The organism is Ensifer sp. ENS10, assembly GCF_014852025.1.
GTDB lineage: Bacteria > Pseudomonadota > Alphaproteobacteria > Rhizobiales > Rhizobiaceae > Ensifer.
Map to the genome: position 1 here is coordinate 129,226 of NZ_JACVAS010000012.1, position 12,217 is coordinate 141,442.

A 12,217-nucleotide genomic window follows, 5' to 3' on the forward strand; every position below is an offset into this window, starting at 1 on the left:
CTGTGGAGAAAAACATGCAGCCCTTTCGTTTGATTGGAATTGGTCTCGCCTGCGCCTATCTCGCCGCTTGCGAAGACAAAGCCGAAGTGGCCGCGCCACCACAGCAGGTTCGGGCGGTTCGCGCGTCTGCGGCCGAGTATCAACCGGCCGCAGAGATTACCGGCGAAGTCAAGGCACGGATCCAATCCGATCTGTCCTTCCGCGTCAGCGGCAGGGTTATCGAGCGTCTCGTCGACGTTGGATCGCATGTGCACGCCGGCGACGTCCTCGCTCGTCTCAACGATACCGAACAACGGGCCGATGTGGAGGTAGCCCGCGCTGGGCTCGAATCGGCGCAGGCGATCGTCAAGCAAAAGGCCCTGACGTTCGAACGGTATGACGCGCTATTGCGCTCACGCTCGATTGCTCAGGCGACCTTCGATCAGGCTGACAAGGAACTGCGAACGGCACGAGCGTCACTGGATGCTGCGGAAGCGGCGTTGGCAACGGCCAAGGACGCATTGTCGCATACCGAGTTGAAGGCCGGCTCGGGAGGGATCATCACCGCGCGCGAGATCGAAGTCGGCCAGGTGGTTTCCGCGGCGCAGCCTGCCTTCACTCTCGCCCATGACGGCCCCCGCGACGCCGTTTTCGACGTCTTCGAGGCTTTCTTTCTCGAAGGACGGCCATTGGCGCAGGTCGGTGTCGCACCGGTCGGGGATCGCGCGCTCGAAACTCAAGCGACCGTCAGGGAGATCGCTCCTTTCATCGACACGAGAACCGGAACGATCCGCATCAAGGTGGCGCTTGCGGAAGATGCGCAATGGCCGCTTGGCACGCCGGTTGTCGGTGAATTCCGTTCGCCGTCACGCAAGGGGATTGTCCTGCCCGCCGGCGCGATCGCCTCCGCGATGGGCGAGCCCGCCGTGTGGCGCATCAACCCCGTGAAGAACTCCGTCTCGCTGCAAAAGATCGCAGTCGCTAAGTACCGGCAAAGCGATCTGATCGTGGAGGGCGGGATCGCCCCGCAAGACCTGATCGTCACAGAGGGCGGAAAGTTCCTCAAGCAAGGCCAAGTGGTGGCCTGGGAGGGCAAGTAAGATGGTTGCTTACCGTCCCCAAGTCTCGTTTTCACTCCTGGCAGCGCTGGCGATTCTTGCCGGCTGTAGTCAGGATGCCGGCGCAGGTGAGACCGCCAGGCCGCGGCCGGTCAAGTCCGTTGCGGTGAGTGCAGCGCACGTGCAGCTAGTGCGCCTCCCCGGGATCGTCCAGGCCAGGGTTGAGACCGATCTTGCATTCCGAACCTTGGGACGCGTCGTGTCGCGCAAGGTAAATGTTGGCGACCTCGTGCGTGCCGGCGATGTCGTGGCTGAAATCGATCCGTTTGCTCTTCAGCTTGCGGTCCGCAGCGCCGAAGCCGATCTGCGCAACGCTGAAGCGCAGTTCGAGAACGCCTTGTTGACGCAGGACCGCAAGCGGAGGCTTGCCTCGACGAGCGCCGCGAGCACCGCGGATCTGGACCTCGCCGATCAGGCGCTGAAATCGGCCTGGGCGGGCGTCGGCAAGGCAAATGCCAGCCTGGAGAAGGTACGCGAGCAGCTTGGCTATGCTGTGTTGAAGGCCGAGTTCGATGGTGTTGTGACTGCGACCTGGGTCGAAGTCGGACAGACGGTAACTGCCGGGCAGCCTGTCCTGAAGCTTGCGCGTCTTGATCAGCGCGACGTAGTCGTCGACGTTCCCGAAACGTATCTACGATCGTTGCGTCTGGGGGACCGAGCGGACATTGCCCTCCAACTCGATGACGCGCTGCAGACCTCCGGCGTCCTGCGCGAAATTGGCCCGCAGGCGGATGCCGGTACTCGTACTCATCGGCTGAAAATCGCCATCGATGAGGCGCCGGAGGTCTTCCGGCTGGGATCGGTAGTGACCGCGGCACCAGCCGGCGTTCGGCAAGGGGCGGCGATCGACGTACCGGCAACGGCCGTCGTCAAGAAGGACGGCGCCGACCGTGTCTGGGTGGTTGACCCGGAGACACACACCGTCTCGCTCAAAGCCGTGCGGCTCGACGGCTCCTCCACGGACATCCGTTCTGTCCAAGTCCTCTCCGGGCTCAAGGATGGCGAAGAGATCGTCGTCGCCGGCGTGAATGAACTTGCCGAGGGGCAGAGTGTGAGAACTGAACAGGATAATCGCCCGTGAACAAATTCAATCTTTCAGACTGGGCGCTCGAGCACCGCTCGCTCGTCTGGTATTTCATGATCATCTTCGCAGTGGCGGGAGCGTTTGCCTATCTAAGCCTTGGCCGTGAAGAGGATCCATCCTTCACGATCAAGACGATGGTGATCCAGGCCCAATGGCCCGGCGCCTCTGCCCAGGAAGTGACGCAGCAGGTTACCGACCGCATCGAAAAGAAGCTGCAGGAACTCAACAATCTCGAACACACCCGCAGTATCACAACCGCCGGCCAGACGATCGTCTTCGTCGATCTGTTGCCGGATACGAATGCGCAGGATGTAAAGCCCACCTGGTCGCGGGTGCGCAACCTGATCGACGACATCAAACACGAGTTCCCTCAGGGCGTCATCGGTCCGTTGTTCGATGACCAGTTCGGCGATGTCTACGGCAATATATTTGCCTTAACCAGCGACGGGCTAAGTCACCGGGAACTGCGGGACTTCGCGGAAGATGCCCGTACCCAGATCCTCAAGATTGCGGACGTCGGCAAGGTCGACATCGTCGGCGCGCAGGACGAGGTCATCTATCTTGAGTTCTCCACCCGCAAGATCGCGGCCCTCGGCCTTAATCGCGCCGACATTATTTCCACGCTGCAGGCGCAGAACGCCGTCACCCAGTCGGGTTTCATTCAGACGGGACCAGAACGCGTCGCATTGCGGGTCGGAGGACGCTTTATCTCCGAAGACACCTTGCGTGGGATCAACCTACGGGTAAACGACCGATTCTTCCCGCTGACAGACGTTGCCAACATCACGCGTGGCTATGTCGACCCGCCGACCTCGCTCTTCCGATTCAAGGGAAAACCGGCCATCGGGCTCGCAATTGGCATGAAGACCGGCGGTAACCTGCTTGCCTTTGGCGAAGCGCTCGAAAAGACGATGGCCGGGATCGTTCAGGATCTTCCCGTCGGCGTCTCGGTCGAACAGGTATCCGACCAACCGAAAGTCGTTCACGAGGCCGTGGGAGGCTTCACGAAGGCCCTGTTCGAGGCGGTGGCCATCGTGCTCGCGATCAGTTTTATCAGTCTCGGTTTCCGGGCAGGCCTGGTCGTGGCGATCGCGATCCCATTGGTTCTCGCTATCACCTTTATGGTGATGCTCTATTCGGGCATTTCACTGCAGCGAATCTCGCTCGGTGCGCTCATTATCGCACTCGGTCTTCTCGTCGACGACGCAATGATCGCGGTCGAAATGATGGTGGCCCGGCTGGAAATGGGTGACAGTCTCAGGAAGGCCGCCACCTACGTCTACACGTCCACGGCCTTTCCGATGCTGACCGGCACGCTCGTGACCGTCGCGGGCTTCATCCCGGTCGCCTTCAACAAGAGCAGCGCCGGCGAATTCACTTTCACCCTCTTCGTCGTGATCGCCGTATCGCTCGTCGTCTCCTGGATCGTTGCCGTCCTGTTCACGCCTCTCATCGGCGTTACCTTGCTGCCGAAGACTATGAAGAAGCATGCCGAACACAAGGGCCGGTTCGCGAGGGCATTCTCGAGCATGCTGCAGTTCTGCTTGCGCTGGCGCTGGATGACGATCCTCGCGACCGTTCTCCTCTTCGCAGGTTCGCTCGCGGGTCTGACGATGGTGCCGCAGCAGTTCTTCCCAAGCTCTGACAGGCCGGAACTGATCGTTGACTGGAACCTGCCGCAGAACAGCTCGATTGCCGAAACGAGCCGTCAAATGGCTCAGTTCGAGCGCGAGATGCTGGCCGGAAACCCTGCGGTCGATCACTGGTCGACATATGTCGGAAGGGGCGCGCCGCGCTTCATCCTTTCCTTCGACGTGCAGCCGGCAGACGTTTCCTTCGGTCAGACCGTTATCGTCGCCAAGGAGCTCGACGCCCGCGACAAGCTGAAGCAAGAAGCGGAAGCTTACCTCCAGAAGGCCTTTCCCGGCACTGACGCCTATGTGAAGCTGCTGGAAATCGGACCGCCGGTCGGCAAGCCGATTCAGTACCGCGTGTCCGGCGAAGACCTCCAGACGGTGCGCGACCTGGCACAGAAGCTGGGGTCTGTCATCGGTGCCCATCCTTCCCTCAAGAATCTCGCCTTCAACTGGAATGAACCGGCACGTGTCGTAAAGATCGACGTGCTGCAGGACAAGGCGCGGCAGCTCGGTGTCTCGTCCCAAGACATCGCGATGGCGCTCAACACCGTCGTACAAGGTGACGCCGCAACGCAGGTCCGGGACGACATCTATCTGGTCAATGTCGTCGGTCGTGCCTCGGAAAAGGAGCGCGGCTCGATCGACACGCTGCTCGACCTGCAACTGCAGAGCAGCAACGGTCAGTCGGTTCCGCTCTCATCGGTCGCAACGTTCCGTTACGAGCTCGAACAGCCGACGATCTGGCGGCGCGACAGGGTCCCGACCATCACGATCAAGGCCGGGATCAGTGGTACGACGCAGCCGGCGACCATCGTGAAGGCGCTCGCCGACAAGGTTGCGGCGTTCGAAAAGACGCTGCCGGTTGGCTATTCCGTTGCAGTCGGCGGCGCGGTCGAAGAAAGCGCCAAGTCGCAGGGGCCAATCGCCACGGTGGCGCCGGCCATGCTCCTTATCATGGCGACCCTGCTGATGATCCAGCTTCAGAGCTTCCACAGGCTCTTCCTGGTCTTCTCGGTTGCCCCTTTGGCGCTGATTGGTGTCGTCGCGGCGCTGTTCATGAGCAATGCCCCGCTCGGCTTCGTCGCCCTCCTGGGCGTGCTCGCACTCGTCGGCATTCTCATCCGCAACTCGGTGATCCTGATCGTGGAGATCGAGGAATTGCGAGCCGCGGGAAAGTCGCCCTGGACGGCGGTCGTGGAGGCGACCGAACACCGAATGCGGCCAATCATGCTGACGGCCGCAGCCGCGACCCTGGCGCTGATCCCGATCTCGCACGAGATATTCTGGGGACCCATGGCCTATGCAATGATGGGCGGTATCGTCGTGGGCACGGCACTGACGCTCCTCTTCCTGCCGGCGCTCTATGTCGCCTGGTTCCGGATACCGCGTGAGATCGGGCAGAACTGACATGACAATTCCCAAGATCTCATTCCCCGGGCGTGGTTTCGCCCGGGGGCCGCAACGAACTGCCCTGTCGCACCGCACCGCTGCAATGTATGCGTTTCCGCCGCGGGCGCTTGCTTCCCTTATTGTGTTATGTGTCCTCGCCTCCGGCTGCGCGACCCGGGTGGAGAACGTCCTTCAGCCTCATCAGGTGGCAGCCAACGACGCCAGCCGGGTGAGCATGCTGGTGGCAACGACGCGAAGGCCATCCGACGATCCCGGCCGCCTCTATTCGGGCGAGCGTGGAACGGCGATCTCGCTGAATAACCTCACCGTCTCCATTCCTCCGGATCGAAACCGCAAGATCGGCGAGGTGCAGTGGCCCTCACGCGTTCCGCCGAATCCGGAAAAGGAGTTTGCAATCCTTGAAGTCGGCAAGGTTGCGACGGAAGGGCAGGCTCTCGCATGGTTTCGCAAGAATCGGAACGCCAAGCGGCAGGTGCTCATCTTTGTTCATGGCTTCAACAACACTTATGCCGACGCCGTCTTTCGCTTCGCCCAGATCGTACACGACTCGGGCACCGATGCGGCACCTATACTCTTCGCCTGGCCATCGCGGGCTCGCGTTTTCGACTACCTCTATGACAAGGAGAGCGCCAACTACTCACGGCGAGCCTTGGAGGACCTGCTCCTTCAGGCCACCCGAAGCCCCGATGTCGACGAAGTGACGATTCTCGCGCATTCGATGGGGACCTGGCTCGCGGCGGAGGCACTGCGCGGTGTTGCCATGCGAGAAAAATCGATCCCGGCCAAAATCAAGAATGTCATCCTTGCATCGCCGGACATCGACATCGATGTGTTTCGCCGGCAGTTTATCGAAATGGGACCAAAGCGGCCGCATTTTGCGATTCTGACATCCACACGTGACAAGGCGCTCGAGGTTTCGGGCTTTCTGTCGGGCGGAGTTGACCGCGTCGGAGGATCCGATCTCAGACCCTATGCCGCTGCGCTCGAGGAGTTGGGCGTGTCAGTCATCGACACGAGCGCCATTACGTCAAACGATCCGCTTGGCCACAATGCCTTTGCTGACAGTCCCGAGATCGTGCGTCTGCTCGGCCGGCGTCTGGCCGGCCAATCGATTTCGGGCGGCGAGGAGACGTTCGCGGATCGCGTGGGAGTAGCCGCCGCCAATTTCGCCGGGTCTGCAGCGCGCGTGGCCGTTGCGGCTCCGGTCTCGGTCATCAGCGGCGATGCGCGCGAAGTTTTGAAACGCGAACTTTCTCCCTCGAGCGGGCAGATCGTGGATGGGAGGATCGCGTATTGATGACAGGTCTGCTTGGCAGACCTGTTTTCTGCCTAGCTGCCTCCATTCATGTTTGGCGCCCCTTGGCGCGCACCGTCGAGATCATCCAGTCGATCTGCGACGCCGTTTCCGGCGGCGAGGATCAAAACGAATACCCCACTTTGACGGCGGCGCTGACGAGATCGTTGTCCGTAAAATTTCCGAATGAACCCGACGCATCACCGAACTGGTGGTAGCTGATAGCGGTGGTTATTTTCATCCCGTCCTTCGTATAGATCGCCCCAAGCGTGGCGCCCCACAAACCGTCGGTTGCGTCGAGCGGCCCTTCAGCCGATACGTCGGTCGAGGGTTCATATGTCAGAGTTGTGAAACCCGACCATTGTTCACTGAACATCTGTGCCACGCCGAGCGTGTAGGTCGTCGTGTCGTTGAAGTGGACGAGTGATCCCAAAGGGTAGCCCGGCGGATTGATCGTGTGTTCGCTCCAATCGGCCCAGCGAACTGTCGCGAAGAGCAACGTGGAAAGGCTGATCGGCGCCTGGAGATGGACGTTGACCGATTGCGGGGTCTCGACATCCGTGGTCCCTTGATAGGCACCGGACGTGTCGAAATCGTAGTCGATCGCGGAATTATATGTGACTGCGATCCGGACATGGCTCTCCGGGATTTCAAAGGCCGCCCCAACCACGTAGCCCGCCACCCAGGTGTCGTCAAAGGTGACATTGCCAATACCGGCAGGCACGCCGCCTGCGAAAACTGAGATATCGGTGTCGCCACCCATACGTTGCAGTCTGGGTCCGCCGAAGACGCTGAAACGATCCGTGAGCTTGTAACGCAGCAAACCTGTGACTGCGATCGACTCGACTTTTCCCGACAGGCCGGACAGCGGCCCGCTATCGTACTCGACTCTGCGCCCATAGGGATTGTCTACGATGACCGCTCCTGAGAATTGTTCGTTGATATCGGCCTTGAAGGCGCCATTGTAGAATGGAACCGAGGGCGCCGTATCGCCGGAAGCAAACGGGGGCCCGACGGCAATGATTTGTCCCCCCACGTTCGGACTGCCAAAGCCGATCCCGAATTCGACGTAGCGTCCCGTCTCGAAAAGGGCTTCATTCGGCTGCCCCAGGAGATCGAAGCCTCCTCCCATCGCCGGTGTGACCAAAAGACAGCTGAACAATCCGGTCGACAAATTAATAGCTTTCATGCGGGTCTCCCTCCTCCGAGACGTGTCGCTTTTCCGCAAAGCCCAAGGAAATGCGCATTGCTCTCTTTGCCTGCAGCCCTGCGCGTTGCCGGCTGCTCCAGGTCAAGGGGCTAGACCAGAAGGTGACACCCGAGCCCTTCACACCTCCGCCGATTAGACTGTGGTGCGGGCGGCCACGGCGTGCGCGTCCTGGTCTCGCCGAGATCACGCGTCCGCGATTGCGAGCAATTGCCTGCCAAAATCGACCGCGCTGTCATCGGTGCGCATTTCGGCACGCATTATGTCGCCCGGTGCGAGGTAACGTGCGTGCGCGGTCGCCTCCTGGATGATCGCTTCCTTCCGCTCCGAATCCTTGAAGAGCTTGGTCGTCAGGATTTGGGCGAGGGGGGCGCTCGCTTGCAGGATCACGCCGCCCGGCGTCCCCGTCAGGACCAGATCGCCCGCAGCCAGGTCCATTAGAGACGCAATGTCGTTGAGGCAGGTTTCCGGGCGAAAGACGAAGTCCCGGGAATGGGCCGACTGCCGCAGTTCGTCGTTCAGCCAGAGACGGATCTCAATCCTGTCGAGCAGATCCGCCACCTCGTCCGCTTCGGGAATGACCAGCCACGGACCACAAGGGCAGAAGGTCCGGGCGCTTTTGCCGCGGAACCACTGCAAGAAGGCTTCACCGAACATGACGTCGCGGGCTGATATGTCGTTGCACATGACGAGTCCGCCGATGAAATCGCCGAGGGTCTCTCGGGTGACGTGGTCGCCTGCAGTTAGTGGTCGCTTCAGGACAAGCCCAAGTTCCACTTCGTAGTCGAGCATCTGACATCCTGTCGGCCGGATGACGGGATCGAACGCTCCGGATAGCGAGGAGGCGGCCTTCATGAAGAGCAGGTTCTTCTGGCGTGACGCATGCCCCGATTGATCCGCGTGATCTGCATAATTCAGACCCTGGCAAACGATCTGCGCCGGCGCTGTGACGGGGCTCAGAATGGTTGCCGAGTTGATCGGGAAACGTTCAGCGCCTGCCCGCGCCTTGAGCTCAGTGGGAGGAAGGCGCAGGATGTCGGCAGTCGAGACGAAGGTGCCTTCGAGGGGTGCGATCTCTTCTCCATCCAAAATTCCCCACAAGGGTTCTCCACCGATCGCAAATCGGGTCACTTTAACAACCATTTCATTTCCTTTTTTGAGGGGGCCGCTTGGAAAGCGGCTCGAATCTCCGCTCACAGCACTTTGAAGGTCGGCGCGGCGTTAGGCGCGGTCCTTGCCCTTGAGCTCCCCGTATCGCTCGCGATAGTTCTCGATCGTGTCCATTGCCCCGCAGAATTCGACATTGTGCCAGTCGGGGTCGTAGAGATAGCAGGCCACGTTTCCGCCGGTCTCGCCGTCGCCCAAAGGCGGTTCGCTGTTGTGGCGGACTGGACCGTAGTTCAACTGGAATCCGTCGGCCTGCTGTTGCTTGGCAAAGGCCAGGACATCCTCCAGTTGGTTTCCTTTCACCTCGAGCGCGAAATGGAAGAAGCTCATGCCCGAAGGTACGGTAATCCTGCCTGAAGGATCGTATTCCTCGACGAGCACGAGGCATTCCTCGTGGTCAGTTGCACTCATGTAGCAGCAGCGAATGCGCCACCCTTCCTTGAACGGATGCGGCTCCAGCTCGCAGGTGCGGCTATGGATCATGCCGGCAACTTTCTCGTACCAGGCCCGGCTTCGCGCGATGTCGCGCACATAGATGGAGAGCTGTCCGATATGAGAAACGAGCGAAGGCTTGAAGACGCCGTAGTCCTCAGTCTTGTTGGAGAACCGCCGCTTCGTCAGCGTCGGCCACAACAGCACCATTTCGCGAAACCATTTCCGCTTCAGGAGGCCTGCGAAGCGTAGCTTGAATGGGGGCAGGACGTTCGGGGGAACGAATGCGGTATTGCTCATCTGCTGGGCTCCTCAATGATCTCGATCCAGTGCCTGTCTGGGTCCTGGAGGCAAAAAGCACGCGGTACAGGGCGCGCGGAGGCGAGCATGCGCCCCTCGCGGATCGGTAAGTCCATGTCTCGTGCGCGGCGTCTGATCTCGTCGAATGCCTCTGCGTCCTTCACGGCTAGCGTGAAGTGGAGCATGGAATTGTTGTCCATCTTCAGCTTGTGATGCTTCACCAGGCAGATGTCGTGATGGTGGAAGCCGAATGAGAAGAAATGCATTTCCTGCTGCGACAAACGCATCGCGGCGCTGCTGTCGGGATGGTTGAGAGCGGAGAACTGCAGGTCGAAGACCTTGATATAGAAAGCCTTTGAGCGTTCCAGGTCGGTAACGTAGAAGACGTGGTGTTGAAGGTGGGTGACGAGGATTCGAGTTGGAGCGTTCATGACTGGTTTCCTGACTGCTGGTTTGCCCATGAGAGTGCTGGCGCCCCGATCTCGGAAAGGGCAAAATTGATCGCCATGACTGGCTTCCTTTTCTTCTCGCGAGTGTTCAGAGGAATTGCGCCTTAAAGGCGTAGTGGCCCAGTTTTTCGCGCAATAGGCGTGGATCGCCCTCTGCTGTAATTCTTGCAAGCAGCCCGAGCCGGGCGTCTTGAATGACCGAAAGCGATTCGAGCTCCACGCCGGACGACGCCGCCTCCTGAAGGACGACATCCTCGATCTCCAGCATCGACAACGCTGGCTTGAAGAGCTTGCCGACGGGTGTGACGGGGAGCGTGGGCAGAATCCGGACGGATTTGGGGTGCGCAGCGCGCTCGGGAATACGGCCGACGGCATGGGCAAGCAGATCCGCCTCCGTTGCGGTCGTCCCGGGCTTCAATTGGACGTAGAGCACCGGCAGTTCTCCCGCGCGCTCATCGGGTCTTCCCACCGCTGCGGCAAGCTGTACCGCCGGGTGATCTTGCACGGCATTTTCGATCAGCTTCGGATCGATGTTATGCCCGCCCCGGATAATGAGCTCCTTCTTGCGACCGGTCAGCCAGAAGTAGCCGTCAGTGTCCTGGCGGGCGAGATCGCCGGTGTTCAGCCAGCGCTCGCCGTCAATCTCAAGCCAGAGGCCCTTGTTGTGTTCGGCATTGATGTAACCGGCAAAGACATTCGGCCCGCGGATCGCGAGCACGCCGACCTCGTCCGTCCCGGCGAACCCGGTGAAGCCCGAATCGTCGAGTCTGACCACTGCCATTTGCTGGTAGGGGAGGCGTAGGCCGATCGAACCGACACGCCGCTCGCCTTCCGGCGGGTTGACGCTGGAAACACAGGCGCCTTCCGTCAGGCCGTAGGCCTCCAGAATGCGGATTCCAATCGTCTCTTCGAAAGTGCGGAACAGTTCCACGGGCATCGGAGCCGCGCCGCAAAAACCGTAGCCGACGCTCGAAATGTCGCGGCCGCCGACCGGCACCTGCATCAGTGCCGAGTATACAGTCGGAACGCCCGAGAAGGCCACGACACGATAGTGTTCGACGATCTCCCAAAAGGACGGAATAACTCCCTCTCCGCGATAGCCGTGCGGCGTGCCCATGACGACATGCCCGCCTTGCGACCACGGGATGAGGCCTGTCACCAACTGTCCATTGACGTGGAAGAGCGGCAGGCCGCAGAAGATCGCCTTGCCCGGTGCGAACACACTCCCGATAAAGGCTTGGGTGGACCAGGCGTCGAACACCTCCGACAAATGGGTGCGCGCGGCGATCTTGGGCAGTCCGGTTGTGCCGCCCGTGCAGAAGTATGAAGAGATATCTCCGGGATTGGGCATCTCGAAGGTCAACCCGTCGCCGCGTTCCCCGGCAATTTCCTGACGCAGGCTGAGAACGGGGATAGAAAGGCCGCCGACATCCCGAGCCTGTGAGCGTACCTCCGTGGCTTCCTCGGTGGTGCCGCGGAAATACGGTTCAAAACTGACGGTCAGAATTCCCTGCAAATCCGGTACATTCGCCGCGGCCTTGATCGCCTTCTGCCAGATGTCTGTTCCCGGAAAGGGGGCCAGTGTGACGAGCCATTTTGCTTTCCCGGCAATGAGGAGCTCGCAGATCTGTCCCGATTCAAGCAGCGGATTGATCGCGAAGGTGATGCCCGCCGCCTCGCCACCCCAGATCACGAAATGCGCTTCGGGCAGATTGGGCAGCACGAAGGCCACGACGTCGTCGCGACCGATGCCCAGCCGCCGCAGGGCATTGGCTGTCCTCGTGATGTCAGCGAGGAGCTCGGCGTGCGTCCAGACGACGGGATCACGGAAGTTTTCAGAGCGCAGAAAGAAGGACAGGGCAAGCTGATCCGGCGCGACAGCGGCGCCGTGCGCAAGCATCTCATAGGTGCTTGCCGGGAGGTTACGCTCCGGCAAAGGGATTTGCTCGAATGCCTCAACATCGGGCAATGTGGCAATGGGGCGACTGACGCCGCCATGGGTTTTTGCGAGCATAGTGATCTTCCTCCCTGTAGGTCTGCGCCGGCTCACTTGGACACCGGCGGCAACTCCCAATTAGCGATGCGACGAGCTTCCTCCGGCTCGATCTCAAGTGCCTGGAGCACGAACTCCGCAGCGTCG

The 12,217-nt window shown here is 60.7% G+C and carries 9 protein-coding genes; 4 read left to right on the top strand and 5 right to left on the bottom strand.

Annotated elements, in window-relative coordinates; genetic code table 11:
* Positions 1-14 precede the first annotated feature (14 nt).
* From IB265_RS30875 to IB265_RS30890, 4 genes are all read left to right on the top strand, one after another.
* The gene (locus IB265_RS30875; RefSeq protein WP_192495659.1) at positions 15-1,079 is read left to right on the top strand and encodes an efflux RND transporter periplasmic adaptor subunit; all 1,065 of its coding nucleotides are present in this window, start codon (positions 15-17) and stop codon (positions 1,077-1,079) included.
* Position 1,080: 1 nt separating this feature from the next.
* Positions 1,081-2,178, top strand: a complete 1,098-nt coding sequence (locus tag IB265_RS30880) for an efflux RND transporter periplasmic adaptor subunit (protein ID WP_057255125.1) — start codon at positions 1,081-1,083, stop codon at positions 2,176-2,178.
* On the top strand, positions 2,175-5,225 hold the full coding sequence (locus tag IB265_RS30885; protein WP_192495660.1) for an efflux RND transporter permease subunit: 3,051 nt from the start codon (positions 2,175-2,177) through the stop codon (positions 5,223-5,225). The genes IB265_RS30880 and IB265_RS30885 overlap by 4 nt, the downstream gene beginning before the upstream one ends.
* Before the next feature lie 217 nt (positions 5,226-5,442).
* On the top strand, positions 5,443-6,525 hold the full coding sequence (locus IB265_RS30890) for an alpha/beta hydrolase (protein ID WP_192495705.1): 1,083 nt from the start codon (positions 5,443-5,445) through the stop codon (positions 6,523-6,525).
* Positions 6,526-6,646: 121 nt separating this feature from the next.
* On the opposite strand, the gene IB265_RS30895 is transcribed toward IB265_RS30890, so the two are convergent.
* The 5 genes from IB265_RS30895 to IB265_RS30915 all read right to left on the bottom strand — a co-directional run bounded on the left by IB265_RS30895 (position 6,647) and on the right by IB265_RS30915 (position 12,151).
* Positions 6,647-7,711 carry an OmpP1/FadL family transporter gene (locus IB265_RS30895; RefSeq protein ID WP_192495661.1) on the bottom strand — a complete coding sequence of 355 codons (1,065 nt, stop codon included), beginning with the start codon at positions 7,709-7,711 and terminating at the stop codon, positions 6,647-6,649.
* Between the two features lie 204 nt (positions 7,712-7,915).
* On the bottom strand, positions 7,916-8,872 hold the full coding sequence (locus IB265_RS30900; RefSeq protein WP_192495662.1) for a fumarylacetoacetate hydrolase family protein: 957 nt from the start codon (positions 8,870-8,872) through the stop codon (positions 7,916-7,918).
* Positions 8,873-8,950: 78 nt separating this feature from the next.
* Positions 8,951-9,628: a VOC family protein gene (locus IB265_RS30905; RefSeq protein WP_057255129.1), complete on the bottom strand. Its 678-nt coding sequence runs from the start codon at positions 9,626-9,628 to the stop codon at positions 8,951-8,953.
* Positions 9,625-10,059: a VOC family protein gene (locus IB265_RS30910; RefSeq protein WP_192495663.1), complete on the bottom strand. Its 435-nt coding sequence runs from the start codon at positions 10,057-10,059 to the stop codon at positions 9,625-9,627. Before IB265_RS30910 ends, IB265_RS30905 begins: the two co-directional genes overlap by 4 nt.
* A gap of 106 nt (positions 10,060-10,165) precedes the next feature.
* Complete coding sequence (locus IB265_RS30915; protein WP_246806101.1) at positions 10,166-12,151, bottom strand: acyl-CoA synthetase; 1,986 nt, start codon at positions 12,149-12,151, stop codon at positions 10,166-10,168.
* Positions 12,152-12,217 lie beyond the last annotated feature (66 nt).

What these genes read in the sequence shown, in the direction of transcription:
- IB265_RS30880 (WP_057255125.1), top strand. Translation starts at nt 1,081, where the DNA reads ATGGTTGCTTACCGTCCCCAAGTCTCGTTTTCACTCCTGGCAGCGCTG.
- IB265_RS30905 (WP_057255129.1), bottom strand. Translation starts at nt 9,628, where the DNA reads ATGAGCAATACCGCATTCGTTCCCCCGAACGTCCTGCCCCCATTCAAG.
- IB265_RS30875 (WP_192495659.1), top strand. Translation starts at nt 15, where the DNA reads ATGCAGCCCTTTCGTTTGATTGGAATTGGTCTCGCCTGCGCCTATCTC.
- IB265_RS30890 (WP_192495705.1), top strand. Translation starts at nt 5,443, where the DNA reads ATGCTGGTGGCAACGACGCGAAGGCCATCCGACGATCCCGGCCGCCTC.
- IB265_RS30895 (WP_192495661.1), bottom strand. Translation starts at nt 7,711, where the DNA reads ATGAAAGCTATTAATTTGTCGACCGGATTGTTCAGCTGTCTTTTGGTC.
- IB265_RS30910 (WP_192495663.1), bottom strand. Translation starts at nt 10,059, where the DNA reads ATGAACGCTCCAACTCGAATCCTCGTCACCCACCTTCAACACCACGTC.
- IB265_RS30900 (WP_192495662.1), bottom strand. Translation starts at nt 8,872, where the DNA reads ATGGTTGTTAAAGTGACCCGATTTGCGATCGGTGGAGAACCCTTGTGG.